Origin of the sequence: Mesorhizobium sp. AD1-1, from assembly GCF_020164655.1 — a bacterium.
GTDB lineage: Bacteria > Pseudomonadota > Alphaproteobacteria > Rhizobiales > Rhizobiaceae > Mesorhizobium > Mesorhizobium ciceri.
In genome coordinates, this window is sequence record NZ_JAIUGP010000014.1 from 139,089 (window position 1) to 154,819 (window position 15,731).

General features: G+C 63.7%; 15 protein-coding genes. 8 read left to right on the forward strand and 7 right to left on the reverse strand.

Annotated features, from left to right (window positions below; genetic code table 11):
* Nucleotides 1–1,050 carry a Gfo/Idh/MocA family protein gene (locus LB519_RS24040; protein WP_224621346.1) on the forward strand — a complete coding sequence of 350 codons (1,050 nt, stop codon included), beginning with the start codon at nt 1–3 and terminating at the stop codon, nt 1,048–1,050.
* A gap of 42 nt (nt 1,051–1,092) precedes the next feature.
* Here LB519_RS24040 and LB519_RS24045 read toward each other — a convergent pair whose 3' ends face one another.
* From LB519_RS24045 to LB519_RS24065, 5 genes are all read right to left on the reverse strand, one after another.
* The gene (locus LB519_RS24045; RefSeq protein WP_224621347.1) at nt 1,093–1,341 is read right to left on the reverse strand and encodes a DUF680 domain-containing protein; all 249 of its coding nucleotides are present in this window, start codon (nt 1,339–1,341) and stop codon (nt 1,093–1,095) included.
* A 206-nt stretch (nt 1,342–1,547) separates the two neighbouring features.
* Entirely contained in the window at nt 1,548–2,192 is a 645-nt protein-coding gene (locus LB519_RS24050) for a TetR/AcrR family transcriptional regulator (protein WP_013529665.1), read from the reverse strand.
* A 165-nt stretch (nt 2,193–2,357) separates the two neighbouring features.
* Nucleotides 2,358–3,389, reverse strand: coding sequence for a phosphotransferase family protein (locus LB519_RS24055; RefSeq protein WP_224621348.1), 1,032 nt, complete (start codon nt 3,387–3,389; stop codon nt 2,358–2,360).
* Nucleotides 3,386–3,871, reverse strand: coding sequence for a MaoC family dehydratase (locus LB519_RS24060; protein WP_263484965.1), 486 nt, complete (start codon nt 3,869–3,871; stop codon nt 3,386–3,388). The genes LB519_RS24055 and LB519_RS24060 overlap by 4 nt, the downstream gene beginning before the upstream one ends.
* Before the next feature lie 39 nt (nt 3,872–3,910).
* The gene (locus LB519_RS24065; protein WP_013529669.1) at nt 3,911–4,726 is read right to left on the reverse strand and encodes an SDR family oxidoreductase; all 816 of its coding nucleotides are present in this window, start codon (nt 4,724–4,726) and stop codon (nt 3,911–3,913) included.
* A gap of 113 nt (nt 4,727–4,839) precedes the next feature.
* Here LB519_RS24065 and LB519_RS24070 point away from each other — a divergent pair, with 113 nt between their 5' ends.
* From LB519_RS24070 to LB519_RS24100, 7 genes are all read left to right on the forward strand, one after another.
* Nucleotides 4,840–6,081, forward strand: coding sequence for an acyl-CoA dehydrogenase family protein (locus tag LB519_RS24070; protein WP_224621349.1), 1,242 nt, complete (start codon nt 4,840–4,842; stop codon nt 6,079–6,081).
* Nucleotides 6,082–6,134: 53 nt separating this feature from the next.
* Nucleotides 6,135–7,172 carry a zinc-binding dehydrogenase gene (locus LB519_RS24075; RefSeq protein WP_013529671.1) on the forward strand — a complete coding sequence of 346 codons (1,038 nt, stop codon included), beginning with the start codon at nt 6,135–6,137 and terminating at the stop codon, nt 7,170–7,172.
* Between the two features lie 97 nt (nt 7,173–7,269).
* Nucleotides 7,270–7,668, forward strand: coding sequence for a hypothetical protein (locus tag LB519_RS24080; RefSeq protein ID WP_013529672.1), 399 nt, complete (start codon nt 7,270–7,272; stop codon nt 7,666–7,668).
* A gap of 181 nt (nt 7,669–7,849) precedes the next feature.
* Nucleotides 7,850–9,013 carry a glycosyltransferase 87 family protein gene (locus tag LB519_RS24085; RefSeq protein ID WP_013529673.1) on the forward strand — a complete coding sequence of 388 codons (1,164 nt, stop codon included), beginning with the start codon at nt 7,850–7,852 and terminating at the stop codon, nt 9,011–9,013.
* Entirely contained in the window at nt 9,006–9,995 is a 990-nt protein-coding gene (locus LB519_RS24090; RefSeq protein ID WP_013529674.1) for a glycosyltransferase family 2 protein, read from the forward strand. Before LB519_RS24085 ends, LB519_RS24090 begins: the two co-directional genes overlap by 8 nt.
* Complete coding sequence (locus LB519_RS24095) at nt 9,992–10,801, forward strand: ChbG/HpnK family deacetylase (RefSeq protein ID WP_013529675.1); 810 nt, start codon at nt 9,992–9,994, stop codon at nt 10,799–10,801. Before LB519_RS24090 ends, LB519_RS24095 begins: the two co-directional genes overlap by 4 nt.
* Nucleotides 10,798–11,208: a GtrA family protein gene (locus LB519_RS24100; RefSeq protein ID WP_127365856.1), complete on the forward strand. Its 411-nt coding sequence runs from the start codon at nt 10,798–10,800 to the stop codon at nt 11,206–11,208. The genes LB519_RS24095 and LB519_RS24100 overlap by 4 nt, the downstream gene beginning before the upstream one ends.
* A gap of 88 nt (nt 11,209–11,296) precedes the next feature.
* Here LB519_RS24100 and LB519_RS24105 read toward each other — a convergent pair whose 3' ends face one another.
* Nucleotides 11,297–14,404 (reverse strand): efflux RND transporter permease subunit, encoded by a 3,108-nt coding sequence (locus tag LB519_RS24105; RefSeq protein WP_224621350.1) that lies wholly within the window; start codon nt 14,402–14,404, stop codon nt 11,297–11,299.
* Nucleotides 14,401–15,561, reverse strand: a complete 1,161-nt coding sequence (locus tag LB519_RS24110) for an efflux RND transporter periplasmic adaptor subunit (protein WP_063170332.1) — start codon at nt 15,559–15,561, stop codon at nt 14,401–14,403. Before LB519_RS24110 ends, LB519_RS24105 begins: the two co-directional genes overlap by 4 nt.
* Between the last annotated feature and the right edge of the window lie 170 nt (nt 15,562–15,731).

Genomic DNA, 15,731 nt, shown 5'->3' on the forward strand with positions numbered 1-15,731 from the left:
ATGCATCGAATTCTTCTGCTCGGCACCGGCGGTATCGCCGGGCATCATGTCGAGGAGTTTGCCGGGATTCCCGGCTGCAGCATCGTCGCCTGTGTCGACCAGGTGCCCGGTCGCGCTGCGGCGTTCGCCGCGGCCAGCAAGATCGGCGATTCTTTCGAGAGCCTGGAGGCGGCGATCGCCTGGGGCCAGTTCGATGCCGCCATCAACGCGACGCCGGATGGTGCGCATAGGGCGACGACGCTGGCGCTGCTCGGCGTGGGAAAACATGTGTTTTGCGAAAAGCCGCTGGCGCCGAATCATGCCGACGCACTTGCTATGACCGAAGCGGCCGAGGCTGCCGGGGTGATCAACATGGTCAACCTTACCTATCGCAACTCACCGGCGATCCACGAGGCGCGGCGCATGGTTCAGGCCGGCGCGATCGGCGCGTTGCGCCATGTCGAGGCGAGCTACCGGCAAAGCTGGCTGGTCAGCAAATCATGGGGTGACTGGCGGGTCGAGGACAAATGGCTGTGGCGCTTGTCCAGCCGGCACGGTTCGACCGGCGTGCTGGGCGATGTCGGCATCCATATCCTGGATTTCGCCACCTATGGCGCCGGCCAGGATATCGTCAGCCTGCATGCCGATCTGGTGACGTTTCCGAAGGCCGAGGGCGAGCGCATCGGCGACTATGTGCTGGACGCCAATGACAGCGTGGCAATGACGGCGCGGCTCGATTGCGGCGCGCTCGCCACGATCGTGGCGAGCCGCTATATGACCGGCCACGCCAACGATCTGTCGCTGGCCCTGCACGGCACCCAGGGCGCCATCAAGGTCGAGACCGACGGCAAGGCATCGAGCCTGTCGGCCTGCCTCGGCGGGGATGTCGATCTTCAGCGCTGGCGGACTTTGGATCTGCCCAGTGTCAAGCGCAATGCGCGACGCTTTGCCGATGCGCTGGATGCAGGCCGGAATGGCGATCCGTCGTTCCGGCGCGCCGCCGACATGCAGAAGCTGATCGACGCAGCCTTTGAGAGTTCAGCGGCGAAGCTGCCGATTTCGGTCGCTTGAAGCTGGCCGGCTTGTGCCGGCCAGACGTGATCTTTGCTGATATCAGAATGCGCTCGGCACAATCCACGGATTGATGCTGATGCCGAGCCGCGGGCCCTTGCCTTCAGCGGTGTTTTCCGTGGCACCCTTCTTCTCGACCGAACCGGTCGAAGCGCAATCGAGCTTCAGATTGGTCTTGGTGTCAACGCAGGCCGCCACCGGCGCATGCTTGACCGGAGGGGTGGTGTTGGCGGCGAAAGCCGAGCCCGAAAGTGCCAGCACGGCGGCGAGGGTGAGGAGTGTCTTTTTCATTGTCAGTCTCCGGTTTCCGGGTCGAATTCAATTCGTACCGACGGGTGAATTTTTCTCGTACATGTACGATAGGCTGTACGTATACACCGTCGATTGGGAATTCAAGGGAAAACCGTACGCGTACGATAAATTTTTCGTTAACCAAGAAATCCCCCCAGGGTTTGGCTGGGGCGGAGAGAAAATATGGAAATGAAAGGGAACGGCGTTCAGCAGTTGACCGGTGTCTCGGTCAATGGCGGGACGTTTTGCGTGCTGAGCGTGGCGAGCGTGAAATCGCACATCCGCTTCACGAAGGCCTGCGGGTCGCCGAAGGGGTAGAATGGAAAGGTGATGAGCAGCGAGATCGTGCCGTGGCCGACCGCCCACAGCATGGTGGCGATGGCGCGCGGATCGCCCTGCAATTTTCCGGCGGCAACGCAGGCCTCGACCCGGCTGATCAGCGCCTTCATCGCCGGGTTGCTCTCTTCCATGTCGTCGTAGCTCCTGCCTTCCGGCAGCTTGGTCTTTTCGGTCATGAATACGGTGCGGTATTCGTTGGGATTGCCGAGCCCGAAGGCGGCATATTCCGTCATCACCGCCTGCAAGGCTGCGATCGGATCGTCGGACGGATGCTCCTCGATGCGGCGAGCGAGCGTCTCGAATGCGTCCTCGGCCAGAGCGAACAGGATGTCCTGCTTGTCGGCGAAGTAGGAATAAACGGACATCGGGGCGTAGCCGACCCGCTTGGCCAGCTTGCGGATGGTCAGGCCCTCATAGCCCTCTTCCTGGACAAGCTTATGCGCGGCCTCGAGCAATTCGGAGCGCAGTTCTGCTTTTTGTTTCTCGCGGCGTGTCTGGACGCTCTGCGGCAAGATCTGGTGCCTTCGGTTGGGTTGGTGGCTGGCTAAATTATATACGCTGTACGGAAACGGACAAGGGCACGGGAAGTTCCCAAACGGTATGCTTCGGATCGTGCCGACGCTTTTCGAATTTTGGCAGCCCCGTGATCAGCACCGTTCCTCTCTCGAAATGGCCCATCACGCCTCCCTGTTGATCAGTTCTGCGGCAAGACACGAAAGCAGTTTCACCGCCTCGCCATAGGTTTTCGCCTTCTCGGGATTGGAGGCGTTGCCGTCCAGCGCCCGCTTGAAGACGCCCTGGCAGATGGCAGCCAGCCGGAAGAAGGAAAAGGCGAGGAAGAACGTCCAGTTGCCGATACCGGTGAGCCCGCGCCGCCGGCAGTAGGCGGCGACGTAGTCCTCTTCGGAAGGCAGGCCGAGTGCGGAACGATCGATACCGCCCAGGCCGCGAAAGCCGGAAGCGTGCGGCAGCCGCCATTGCATGCATTGATAGGCGATATCGGCGAAGGGGTGGCCTGATGTCGAAAGTTCCCAGTCGAGCACTGCCAGAACCGTTGGCCGGTCCGGCGCGAAGATCAGATTGTCCAGCCGGTAGTCGCCATGGACCAGTGAGATCCGGCCGTCATCTACGGGCATATGCGTTTCCAACCAGGCAATCAGCCGGTCCATGTCGGCGACGGTGCCGGTTTCCGAGGCACGGTACTGGCTCGTCCAGCGCGCCAGTTGGCGCTCGAAATAATTGCCCGGCCGGCCGAAATCGCCGAGTCCCACTGTTTCGACATCGACCTCGTGCAGGGCGGCGAGGGTGTCGTTCATGGCATCGTAGATGGCGGCGCGTTCATCATTGTCGCCAGCCTCCGGCAGGGCCGGATCCCAGAAAATGCGGCCGTCGAGGAAATCCATCACGTAGAACATGCGGCCGATGGGCGAGCCTTCCGCCGACAGATGCAGCATGGCCGGCACAGGCACGGCGGTGCCGGCAAGCGCGCTCATCACCCTGAATTCGCGGTCGACCTGGTGCGCCGATTTCAGCAATTGCCCCGGCGGCTTGGCGCGCAGCACGTAACGGCCGCTTGCCGCCGTCAAAAGGTAGGTCGGGTTCGATTGGCCGGATTTGAACTTCTCGACTGCCGCAAGCCCGGAAAAGCCCGGTATGTTCGCCTCGAGGTAAGGCGCAAGCGCTGCCTGGTCGAGAACGGGATCACTCATGCCGTCTCGGGCTGGCGTTCGATCAAGGTCAGCGTCAGCCAGCGCGCGGTCAGTGCCGGCTTCTTCGAACCCTCGATCTCGATCGTCACGTCATGCGCGGTCTGCACCCAGCCCGACGGCCTGACCTTGACGTCGGCCAACACGAAACGCGTGCGGATGCGCGCGCCGGTTTTCACCGGCGCCAGGAAGCGCAGCGAATCGAAGCCGTGGTTGACGCCCATCTTGCCGTTTTCCAGCGGCGGCATGGTCTCGAAGGTCATCGCCGACAACAGCGACAGCGACAGGAAGCCGTGCGCGATGGTGCCGCCGAACGGCGTTTCACGCATCGCCCGCTCCGGATCGCAGTGGATGAACTGATGGTCGTCCGTGGCGTCGGCGAACTGGTCGATCATGCGTTGCGTGACCACCCGCCACGGCGACACGCCGACCTCCTTGCCGACACTGGCCAGAAGCACATCGAGACTGATCGGTTCCACGCTCATGTCCTCCAGTTCACCCCCGGCTTCTGTGGCCGGAAAATGTCATTCCTTGAACAAGGTCAGCCCATGCTGCACCGACTGTCCGCCGTCGATCGGCAGGATGGCGCCAGTGACATAGCTGCCTGCACGGCTGCACAAATAGAGCGTTGCGCCGGCAATGTCATCCGGTGCGCCGATACGGCCGATCGGAACATGGCTGCCGACGTGCCTGGCCTGTTCCTCTGTGGCGGTGGCAAATGCCGTCATCCGGCTCTGGAAGGGGCCGGGGGCAAAGGCGTTGACGGTGATGCGGCGGGCGGCGAACTCGAGCGCCAGTGTGCGCGTCAGATGATGAACCGCAGCCTTCGAGGCGGTGTAGGAATAGGCGTCGTCGGCCAGCGGCTGCGTGCCCATTACCGAACCGAGGTTGATCACCCTGGCCGGATCGGCGTCGCTGGCGGCGGCATCGAGCAGCGGCAGCAATTCGCGCGTCAGGTGGAAGACCGCGGTGACGTTGACGCCAAACACCTTGGCCCATGCCGAATAGGGGAAGCTTTCCAGCGGCGCGCCCCAGGAGACGCCGGCGTTGTTAACCAGAATGTTCAGCCGTTCGGTGCGCGATTTGACCTCGGCGACGAGTGCGGCGATGCCGGCTTCGCTGGAAACGTCGCCGACGAAGCCGTCGGCCCGGCCCGGTGCACCAAGCTGGTTCAACTCTTCGGCGACCTTGATACAATCCTCGCCCTTGCGCGACGCGATCATCACGCTGGCGCCGGCCCTGACCAGCGCGGTCGCCGCCATGCGGCCGATGCCGGTCGCCGCACCCGTCACCAGCGCGGTCTTGCCGGCCACCGAAAACAGTTCGTCCAGATAGCTCATCACAATTCTCCGCGCTCGGCATGCGGGCAAACAGTTCGTTGACAAGGCTATCCGAAGTACGGTCATCCTTGCCACTGACAAAATGCCTGGCGTGTATGAAGGGTTAGCGACCGATGACGGAGATGAATCTCGGCATGACCGAGCGGCTGAAGCCAATCCAGGCGCGCGTCGCGGCCATGGTGCGCGACGAGATCATGCCGCTCGACCATGAATTCCTCAGCGAAGTGGGCAAGGCAGGCAACCGCTGGGTCTACAGTGCGCGTCAGAGCGAGATCCTCGAAGGGCTGAAGAAGACCGCAAGAGAGCGCGGCCTGTGGAATTTCTGGCTGACCGGCTCGGAACGCGGCTATGGCCTTTCCACCGTCGAATACGCCTATCTGGCCGAAGAGATGGGCAAGGCGCATCTCGGCGCCGAGACCTTCAACTGCTCGGCGCCCGACACCGGCAACATGGAGGTGCTGGAGCGATACGGCTCGGCCGACCACAAGAAAGCATGGCTGGAACCGCTGCTCGACGGCAATATCCGCTCGGCCTATCTGATGACCGAGCCGGATGTCGCTTCATCCGATGCCACCAACATTGCCATGCGCTGTGAACGCCACGGCGGCGACTATGTGCTCAATGGCGAGAAATGGTGGGCTTCGGGCGCCGGCGATCCGCGCTGCGCCATCTACATCGTCATGGTCAGGACCGGGGGCGATGAGGAGCCGCAGCACCGCCGTCATTCGATGATCCTGGTGCCTTCCGACACGAAAGGTGTGACCAAGGTCCGGGCCATGCAGGTCTATGGCGATGACGACGCGCCGCATGGTCACATGCATCTTCGCTTCGACAATGTGCGCGTACCGGCGTCGAACCTGATCCTCGGCGAGGGCAGGGGGTTCGAGATCGCGCAAGGGCGGCTCGGTCCCGGCCGCATCCACCACTGCATGCGCGCCATCGGACAGGCCGAGATGGCGCTCGAGATGCTGTGCCAGCGTTCCGTGCGCCGCGAGGCCTTCGGCCAGAAGCTGGCAAAGCTCGGCGCCAATTTCGACATCATCGCCGAATGCCGCATGGAGATCGAGATGGCGCGGCTGCTCTGCCTCAAGGCGGCGTGGATGATCGACCAGGGCGATGCGCGGGCCGCTGCTCCCTGGATCAGCCAGATCAAGGTGGTCGCACCGCGCGTCGCGCTCAAGGTCACCGACGAGGCGGTGCAGATGTTCGGCGCGCAAGGCATCAGCCAGGACACACCGCTGGCGCGGTCGTGGACGCATCTGCGGACCTTGCGCCTTGCCGACGGGCCGGACGCCGTGCATCGCCGTCAGGTGGCGCGGACGGAGTTGAGGAAATACACGCAGGAGAAGGTCTGAGCGCCGGCATCGTCATGCGGGCGCGACCCGAGGCTCGAGCGAGGAGTGTTCCGATGACCGTCCCATCCGAAATGAAGGCGCTGCTGCTTGTCGGCGATGGCTACACCAGGACGCGGAGCGGCAGTGTGCTGGAGGCGATGGAGCCCTATCTCGAGCCGGGCAGCATCGCGGTGCCGACACCGGGCCCCAGCCAGGTGCTGATCAAGGTCAGCCTCGCCTCGATCAATCCGTCCGATGTCGCCTTCGTCAAGGGCCAGTACGGCCAGCCGCGTGCCAAGGGCCAGCCGGCCGGCTTCGAGGGTGTCGGCATTGTCGTTGCCAGCGGGGACGAGCCCTATCCCAAAAGCCTGATCGGCAAGCGCGTGGCTTTTGCCACCGGCGTCACCAACTGGGGCTCGTGGGCCGACTATGCCGTCGCCGAGGCGGCTGCCTGCATCCCGCTGCTCGACACCGTTCGCGACGAGGACGGTGCGGCGATGATCGTCAACCCGCTCACGGCGCTCGCCATGTTCGACATCGTCAAGGAGGAAGGCGAGAAGGCCTTCGTCATGACCGCCGGCGCCAGCCAGCTCTGCAAGCTGATCATCGGCCTGGCCAGCGAAGAGGGTTTCCGGCCGATCGTCACCGTGCGCCGCGACGACCAGATCGCGGCTCTGAATGCGCTTGGCGCGGCGCACGTGCTCAATGAAAGGGCGCCGGATTTCAAGGCGGCGCTGCGCGAGGTGATGAAGGCCGAACAGCCGCGCATCTTCCTTGACGCGGTAACCGGGCCGCTTGCCTCCGCCATCTTCGACGTCATGCCGAAGCGGTCGCGCTGGATCATCTATGGGCGGCTCGATCCCGAAGCCACCGTTATCCGCGAGCCCGGCCAACTGATCTTCCAGCACAAGCATATCGAAGGGTTTTGGCTGAGTGAGTGGATGCGCCAGTTCCGCGACCGTCGCGGCCCGGCGATCCTGGAAGCGCAGAAGCGTTTTTCCGATGGGCGCTGGTCGACCGACGTGACGGCGGTGGTGCCGCTTGCCGAAGCAATGGCGCGGCTGCCAGCCGAACTGGCCAAACCCAACGGCAAGGTGTTCATCCGGCCTTGAACGAAAATGGCTGGCGAGCGAAGTCCAGTTACTGCAAAAAAGGGGCTGCTTGTGAGAACAGGCTGCCGAAAAGTTCCCGCCGTTTTGGCGCAAGGCGATGACGAACGATCCCGGTACGAATTACTTTCTCAAGAAATATTCGGCCCCGCTGGATGATCCTGCCGGGACTGCGGTCAGGAATATCATGCTGGCGCGGGTCGTCGGCGCCGAATGTCAGGCCTCCAGACTCAACAAGGCCAAGATCAAAGCCTATCGCGACAGGATGATCGGGCCGCTCATGCCTGAGCAACTCAAAACAGCTGCATTTGAAGGTGGCAGTGCGTTGCGCAGTTTCAACTACCAGGATCTCGCTCACCTCTGTGCCGGCATCGACTATCAGTTCGGGCCGAAAGGCGTGCTGATTCCGGGGGCTGTTCTTGCTGGTAAGGGCGAGCCGAAATATCCCTTTGATCCGCGCAACCCCTATTTTCGTTTGCCCGAATTCACTGACGATTAGTCAGGTCGCCAGCCTCGGACGGCAGCCATGAAGGTGGGAACGCATATTCGAGGCGAAGGAGGTGCGGCCCTGACGTTCGTCAGCCCCCTATGCCACGCCGCTTCGTCCGTGATATGCCGCCGCCATCGAATGCCGGGACAGGCTGGACTGATCCAGTTCCGGGATTGTGTGGAGCGCCTTGATGACGATTTCCAAGCCGGTTTTCGACCGTTTGGGGTTTGGCCTGTGGATCGGAGCGTTCCTGGTCGTTCTTGCCCTGGTCCTGTGGTCACCGCACACGCGGACGGTATGGCAGGCCTATATCGACGGCAGCGTGGCGCTTCAGGCCGGTCTGCCGCTCTACGACACCCAGTCCGAGATGGGGTATCTCTACGCGCCGGCCTTTGCCGCGCTCTACACTCCAATAGTCAAGCTTGGTCCGCATCTGGGCGGCTTGGTTTGGCATTCCATTGGCTTTGCGGTGCTGACCTACGCCGCGATGCGGCAGGTGCGCAAGCTCGGCGGCGGCGAACTGACATGGCTGCTTTCTTTCGGTCTTTTCCTCGCTTTGCCGATGGCGGTGGGGGCGATCCGCAACGGCCAGGCGACGATCCTTTTGACCGGCGCTTGCTGGCTTCTCACCCTGTCGGCGCTGGAAGGGCGGCGGGCGGAGACGTTCTTCTGGGCTTCGCTTGCCATCATCGCCAAGCCGACCGCGATCATAATGCTGTTGTTGGTAGGAGCCCTTCGGCTCCGGTTGATACCGGTGCTGGTGCTGGCGCTGCTGTTCGTGCTGGCACTGCCTTACGCTTTTGCTCCCGCCGGCTATCTCAACGATCAGTATCGTGTCTTCATCCAGATGCTGACCTCCATGGCCGTCGACAACACCAGCCATTTCGTGCCCACCGATTTCACGGCACCGTTCACCACGATAGGACTGCCGATACCGGAAATCGGCGCAACGATCGTGCGCATGGTCATGGCCCTGTTTACGCTTTCTGCCGTCATCTGGTTCGACCGCAGGCTCGAACAGGGAAAGGCGGCGCTGGCGATCTTCCTGACAGCCACTTTCTACATGTGCGTCTTCAACCCGCGCGTCGAGCCAAACACCTTTGCCATGATCGCGGTACCAGCCGGTCTTGCCATCGCCCTGTTGTGGCGCGAAGAACGGGGCGGCGTCCTTGCCTCGGTGCTGTCGACGACGCTGTTCGTGACCGGGTTGAGCGGCGTCGAGCGCCATGTGCACGATTTCCTCTTCCCCTGGTTCCGGCCGGTCGCCGTCACTTTTATCGCCGGTTCGCTGATCTGGTGGTTCTGGGCCAAGGCACGGGAAAAGGTGGTGAATGCGGGAGTCGCGAATGGTTGAGTTGCGGCCGAGCCTCGATATTGTCGCACCGTTCTTCAACGAGGCGGCATCGGCATCGGCCTTCGCGTGCCTGCTGGGCGAGCTCGAAGTGGCCGTGGCACAACGCTTCGGCATGACCGTACACAAGATCCTCGTCGATGACGGCAGTCGTGACGATGGTGCCGTGCGGTTTTCGCAAGCGCTGACGGGGTCGTGGGAGATCGTGCGCCTCAGCCGCAATTTCGGCAAGGAAGTCGCGGTGCTCGCCGGCCTCGACCAGTCGCGCGGCGACATGGTGCTGATCATGGACGCCGACCTCCAGCATTCCCTGGACATCAGCCTGAAGCTGATCGCCGAGCTGGTGGACCATCCGGACATCGACGTCGTCTATGCGCAGAACGACCGCCGCGAGGCGAGCTGGCGGCGCAGCCAGCTTGCACGGCTTTTCTACAGCCTGATCAACTCGAGCCAGCGTTTCGATATTCCCGAAAATGCCGGCGACTTTCGCGTCATGCGCGGCGCCGTGGCGCGCGCGCTGACCAGCCTGCGCGACAAGCGGCGCTTCAACAAGGGCCTGTTTGCCTGGGCCGGCTTTCGCCAGATGGCGTTGCCCTATTCGCCGGAAGGCCGCGCCAGCGGCACGTCGAAATGGAGCCGGCTCAACCTGATCGCCTTCTCGCTCGAAGGTTTTACTTCCTTTTCCGTCATTCCCTTGCGTCTCATCAGCCTCAGCGGGCTGCTCGCGGCGTTGGCCGGTGCGCTCTATGGCGCCAAGGTGCTCTTCGAGGTGATCTTCTACGGCATTGCCGTTCCGGGCTACCCCAGCCTGCTGGTTGCCGTCGTCCTGCTCGGCGGCCTCAACCTGACCTTGCTTGGCCTGATCGGCGAATACGTCTGGGTCACGCTCAGCGAGAGCAAGGATCGCCCGGTCTATCTCGTGCGCGACGTCGTGCGCAGCGTGGCCCCCGCCGATCGGCCGGAGCCGGGCACTTCGAACAGATGACGCGGCGCATCCGCCTGATCGCCGACGATTACGGCCTGGCGCCCGGCGTTTCCGCCGCGATTCTCGACCTGCTCGATCGCGGCCGCCTGACCGGCACCAGCTGCATGACCGGGTTTCCGGAATGGGAAGCGGAGGCAGCGCGCATAAAACCGCTGTGCGGCCGGGCCGCGGTCGGGCTGCATCTCACCTTGACCGACCAGTTGGCCATTACCGGCCGGTCGAACCTGGCGCCGGAAGGCCGGCTGCCACCGCTCCGCGCACTGGCCTTGCCTGTTTTGCGCGGCCGCATCGGCGAGCGCCATGTTCATGCCGAGCTTGACGCCCAGTACAGCCGCTTCGTCGAGGCGCTTGGCCGCCGCCCCGATTTCGTCGACGGGCATCAGCATGTGCATTTCCTTCCCGTCGTGCGCACATGGCTGCGCGCGCGGTTTCCAGAAGGCGCCGACAGGCCGGCCCTACGCGGCGGCCCGGCGCTGGCCGCAGGGTCGAAGGTCGCCGCGATTGCCGCGCTCGCTGCCGGGTTCAACCGTTCGATGCAGCGCGCCGGCTTCATCGTTTTCCAGCCGCTCGCCGGCATCTATGACTGGCGGCAGCCCGAAAAGTTCACTGCGGTTCTGCAGGCCGCCGTCGAAGGGTTGCCGGAACAAGGGCTGTTCATGTGCCATCCCGGCCATGTCGACGAGACGCTGCGCGCGCGCGACACGATGCAAGGTGCGCGCGAGGTCGAATTCGCGGCCCTGGCATCGGACGCGTTCGGAGCCAGCCTGGCCCGCGCCAATGTCGCAATCATGGATGGCAGGGGATGAACGACGCCGAGCGGCCCCCGCGTTCGACCGGCAGCAAGATCGTCCGCTTTGCCATTGTCGGACTGGCCAACACAGCCATCGACCTTGCCAGCTTCTTCCTGCTGCTCAAGCTCGGTGCTTCGCCGCTGCCGGCCAACGTTGCTGCCTGGTTCATCGCCGTCACCTTTTCCTTCGCGGCGAACGGCTTCTGGTCGTTCGAGCGCAATCGAGCCATCCGGCTGCGTGACGCATTCCTTCGCTTCGCCTCGCTTGGAGGGCTGATTTCGCTCGGCGTCTCCAGCCTCTCCATCGCGCTGTTTGCCGGCATCGCCGGAGTGTGGCCGGCAAAGATCGCCGGTGTCGTGGTGGCGGCGGTGCTGAATTTCCTCGCCGCGCGCTGGTCGATCGAAGGCCGGTTCTTGAGATAGGCGGAACTATTTTTCTTACGAAATTCCGGACGGAAAACCGCTACACACTTTTCCTTGGATTTCTTTACTCCGCCGGTTCCACATTGGTCTAGGCGGCTTCCTCCAACTCGCGCTTCAGTCGCGCTTCCTCATGGGTCTTCGGCGTGACGAAGCGGCCAAGCAAGAGATAGGCGACCGGCGTCAGGAACAGCGTCGAGACGGTGGCCAACCCCAGGCCGCCGACGATGACCCAGCCGAGCGCGACGCGCGCCTCGGCACCGGCGCCGCTCGCCAGCACCAGCGGCAAGCCGCCGAGCACGGTGCAGATCATCGTCATCATCACCGGCCGCACGCGGATGATCGAGGCCTGCTCGATCGCTTCGCGCACGCCAAGCCCGCGATCGCGCAGCTGGTTGGCGAATTCGACGATCAGGATGCCGTTCTTGGCCATGACGCCAACCAAAAGCACCAGGCCGATCTGGCTGTAGGCGTTGAGACTGGTGCCCGAGAGCAGAAGCGCGAAAATCGCGCAGGCCAGTCCCAGCGGCACCGTCGCCATGATGATGACGGCACTGACGAAACTTTCGAACTGGGCGGCCAGCACCAAAAGGATGATGACCAGCGCGAAGCCGAAAATGGTGATCATGGCGCTGTTGGTTTCGCCCAGCGTCGCCGCCTCGGCCAGAGGCAGGATGCGGCTGCCCGCAGGCAGCAGCGGCGTGGCGATCTCCTCGGCGCGGGTGAGCGCGTCGCCAAGTGCGAAGTCGCCACTGAGGTTGGAGGTGATGGCCACCGAGGGCTGCTGCTGTTCGCGCGACAGCGATGGCGGCACGGCACGTTCGGTCAGCGTGGCGATGGTCGACATCGGCACGAAACGTCCGTCTGCCGTCTTCAGGAAGATGTTTTCCAGATCGGTCGGATCGTTGATTGGATTGGTGGTCGAGACCAGCTTCACGCCGTAGCTGCGGTCGGCGATGTAGACGTCGACGACATCGTTGCCGTCGAGCATGGCCTGCAAGGTGTTGGCCAGTCCCGATATGTCGATGCCGAGGTCGGAGGCGCGCTCGCGGTCGATGGCCACGGCGAGCTGCGGTTGCGTCGGGTCGATCGACAGGCGCGGTGTCTGGAAGCGCGCGTCCTTCTGCATCTCGGCGATGATCTTCACGGCTGCGTCGCCGAGCGCCTTGCGGTCGTTGCCGACCAGCGCGAACTGCAGGCCGTTGCCGGCGCCACGGATGCCGAGGCTGTTGGGCTGTACCGGGAAGATGCGCACGCTCGGCACCTGCCTGGTCAACTGGCTGATCTCGGCCATGATCTCCTGCTGGCTGCGGCTGCGCTCGTTCCACGGCGCCAACGTCATCACCATGAAGCCGGAATTGTAGGAGCCGTTCTGGCCGGCATTCTCGAAGGTCGAGCGGATCTCGCCGGAATCGCGCATCGGCTGGATCAGTCTCTCGATCTTCTGCATCTGCTGCGTCGTATAGTCGAGGCTGACGCCTTGCGGGGCGCTGATGCGCAGAAGGACGGCGGCGCGGTCCTCGGTCGGCGTCAGCTCCTGGCGGATGGTGCCGAACAGCGTGAAGGCGGTGCCGGCAAACAGCACCGCGACCAGAAGCACGATCCATGGCGCGTCGAGGCAGGCGTGTAGGCCGCGCTTGTAGGCCGTACTGAGCGCGCCGCCGATGCGGGCGCCGATGCCATGGCCCCCTTCGTGGTGGAGCGATGCGCTGGTCAGCATGCGCGAGGCGAGCATCGGGCACAGCGTCAGCGCCACAACGCAGGACAATAGCACCGACATGGCAAGCACGAAGCCGAATTCGCGGAACAGGCCGCCGGTCTGGCCGGGCAGGAACGAAATCGGCACGAAGACGGCGACCAGCGTCAAGGTGGTGGCAATGACGGCGAAAAACACTTCCTGCGCGCCAAGCACGGCGGCGGCGCGGGGCCCCATGCCCTCATTGCGTCGTCGCACGATGTTTTCGAGCACGACGATGGCGTCGTCGACGACCAGTCCCGTCGCCAGCACCAGAGCGAGCAGGGTCAGGATGTTGACCGAGAAGCCGGCCAGATAGATGGCAGCGATGGTGCCGATCATGGCGACCGGCATCGACAGGCCGGGGATCAGCGTCGCGCGCCAGTCGAGGAGAAACACATAGATGACGATCAGCACCATGGTCACGGACAGGCCGAGTGCGATCTCGACCTCGTGCACCGCGCCCTTGACGAAGACGGCGTCGTCGCTGGTGATCTTGATCGACATGCCCTTGGGCAGGTTTTCCTGCAGCTTGGCGACGGCGGCCTGGACACCGGTCGAGATGTCCAGCGTGTTCGATTCCGCCTGGCGGATGATGCCGATGCCGATGCCGGTCTTGCCGTCCGAGCGCAGCGTGGTCTGGCCGACGTCGGGACCGAGCGTGACGGTGGCGACGTCGCGGATGCGCGTCGTGCCGCCGACAATGATGTTTTCGAACTCTTCCGGCGTGGTCACGTCGGCAGTCGTGCGGACGATCAGGTCCTGGTTGGTCGTGGTGATCGAACCGGCAGGGGAATCGAAAGCGACCGAGGCAAGGGCGGCCCTGAGATCGGCAACCGTGAAGCCGAGGCTGGCCAGCTTGTTCTGGTCGACATCGATGCGAAAGATCTTGTCGCGGTCGCCATAGACCTGGACGTCGGCAACGCCGGGCACGGCGGCAAGCTCGTCCTCGATCTGGTCCTGGACCACCACGGTCATGTCCTGGATCGACATGTTGTCCGAGGTCACCGCCAGTCGCATCACCGCGTCGGAATTGGCGTCGGCCTTGACGATGCGCGGCGGATCGGCGGTGTCGGGCATCTGATTGGCGACGCGGCCGACGGCATCACGCACGTCCGAGGCGGCGACATTCAGATCGACGCCGTCGTTGAACTCGATGGTGACGCGGCTCGAGCCGAACGAGGAAGACGACGAGATCGACTTGACGCCTGAGACGCGGGCGACGGCGCCCTCGATCGTGTCGGTCAGTTCGCGGTCGACGGTCTCGGCCGCCGCGCCCTCGAAGGTGGTGGAAACAGTGACGACCGCGCGATCGACATCAGGCAGTTCGCGGATCTCGACGCCGTAGAAAGCGGCCAGGCCGGCGACCGCAATCAGTGTGTTCAGCACGAAGGCCATGACCGGCCTGCGGATGAACAGGGCGGTGAAGCCGGTCTCGCTGGCGGTGTTGATGGTTCCGGTCATGAGCCTGCGGCGGCGTCCGCGGCGCGCTGCTCTTCGCCGGCAAGGCGAACCGCGCCGCCCTCGCTGACGCTCTGGGTGCCTTCTGTGACCACCATGTCGCCATTGTCGATCTCGGCGTCGATCAGCACGGTCTCGGTGTTGCGCTGGATGATGCGCACCGGGACCCGCCTGGCCTTGCCATCCTCGATCTGCCAGACATAGGCGCCGTCCGACCCCCACAGGATCGCCAGCGGGCTGACGGCCGGATAGGTTTGCCCCGGAAATTTCATGGTGATGCCGAACGACATGCCGGCGCGCAGCGAATCGGCCGGGTTGGCGATCTTGGCCTTGACCAGCAGGGTGCGGCTCTTTTCATCGATGTGGTTGTCGATGGCCGAAACGGTGCCGCTATAGGCGTTGCTGGGATTGGCGATCGGCGTCGCCGTCAATTGCGCACCGACCTTGACGGCGGCGGCGAAGCGCTCGGGTACCAGGAAATCGACCAGGATCGAGGACCGGTCGTCGAGCGTGGCGATGGCCGACTGGTTGGTGACATAATTGCCGGCCGAGATCGGCAGGATGCCGACGGTGCCGGCGATCGGCGCCAGGATCGACCGGCGCTGCAGTGCAAGTTCCGCGTCCTGAAGCGCCAGCTTGGCGCCCGCCAGCACCACCTCGGCGTCAGCCACGGCTACCGGGGTCGCGGCATTGGAGGCACGCAGCGACTTGACGCGGTCGAGCTTGGACTGAGCATCCTGCAAGGCGAGCTTGGCACGGTCCTGAGAGATCACTTCGGTCTCGGAATCGAGGGTGGCGAGGATCTGTCCCTTTTCGACATGGCTGCCGGATTCGACCAGCAGTTCGGCGAGGCGGCCGGAGCTGTAAGGATTGACGGTCACCGAGGCGTTGGCACGGCCGGTGCCGATCGCCTGCAGGCGGTCGTTGATAACAGCCGAAGTGGCCGCCAAGGCGACCACGTTTACCCGCTGGTTGCCGTTGCGGCCGTTTGCCTGCCTCGCGTTGGCGGCACCGGTTTCAGCCGGGGGCGTTGCCGCGTAAGCCCAGTCGATGCCCCAACGTGCCAGCACGTCCGGTGCGCCGGGATAAAAGCGCAGCCAGGCGGCTGCCGCCACCACCAGCACCACGAGTGCAAAAAGTATCTGTTTCCAGGCGGCCATCAGCACTCCGGTTGGTAAAACAATCCTTCCGTCTACCGGTTTCCCGAAATGAAGCAGACGCAGCGAGGCTATTGTAAGGCAAAGAAGCCGCCTCGATATCGCGTCTTTATGACAATTCTCCGGGGGCTGCGCACATTAAATATATGTAACGTTTGAGAAAATATGCGTAA

Excerpts from the sequence above, each read along its gene's own strand:
- LB519_RS24040 (WP_224621346.1), top strand. The coding sequence starts at position 1 with ATGCATCGAATTCTTCTGCTCGGCACCGGCGGTATCGCCGGGCATCAT.
- LB519_RS24045 (WP_224621347.1), bottom strand. The coding sequence starts at position 1,341 with ATGAAAAAGACACTCCTCACCCTCGCCGCCGTGCTGGCACTTTCGGGC.
- LB519_RS24055 (WP_224621348.1), bottom strand. The coding sequence starts at position 3,389 with ATGAGTGATCCCGTTCTCGACCAGGCAGCGCTTGCGCCTTACCTCGAG.
- LB519_RS24060 (WP_263484965.1), bottom strand. The coding sequence starts at position 3,871 with ATGAGCGTGGAACCGATCAGTCTCGATGTGCTTCTGGCCAGTGTCGGC.
- LB519_RS24065 (WP_013529669.1), bottom strand. The coding sequence starts at position 4,726 with ATGAGCTATCTGGACGAACTGTTTTCGGTGGCCGGCAAGACCGCGCTG.
- LB519_RS24070 (WP_224621349.1), top strand. The coding sequence starts at position 4,840 with ATGACGGAGATGAATCTCGGCATGACCGAGCGGCTGAAGCCAATCCAG.
- LB519_RS24075 (WP_013529671.1), top strand. The coding sequence starts at position 6,135 with ATGACCGTCCCATCCGAAATGAAGGCGCTGCTGCTTGTCGGCGATGGC.
- LB519_RS24080 (WP_013529672.1), top strand. The coding sequence starts at position 7,270 with ATGACGAACGATCCCGGTACGAATTACTTTCTCAAGAAATATTCGGCC.
- LB519_RS24085 (WP_013529673.1), top strand. The coding sequence starts at position 7,850 with ATGACGATTTCCAAGCCGGTTTTCGACCGTTTGGGGTTTGGCCTGTGG.
- LB519_RS24090 (WP_013529674.1), top strand. The coding sequence starts at position 9,006 with ATGGTTGAGTTGCGGCCGAGCCTCGATATTGTCGCACCGTTCTTCAAC.
- LB519_RS24095 (WP_013529675.1), top strand. The coding sequence starts at position 9,992 with ATGACGCGGCGCATCCGCCTGATCGCCGACGATTACGGCCTGGCGCCC.
- LB519_RS24100 (WP_127365856.1), top strand. The coding sequence starts at position 10,798 with ATGAACGACGCCGAGCGGCCCCCGCGTTCGACCGGCAGCAAGATCGTC.
- LB519_RS24105 (WP_224621350.1), bottom strand. The coding sequence starts at position 14,404 with ATGACCGGAACCATCAACACCGCCAGCGAGACCGGCTTCACCGCCCTG.
- LB519_RS24110 (WP_063170332.1), bottom strand. The coding sequence starts at position 15,561 with ATGGCCGCCTGGAAACAGATACTTTTTGCACTCGTGGTGCTGGTGGTG.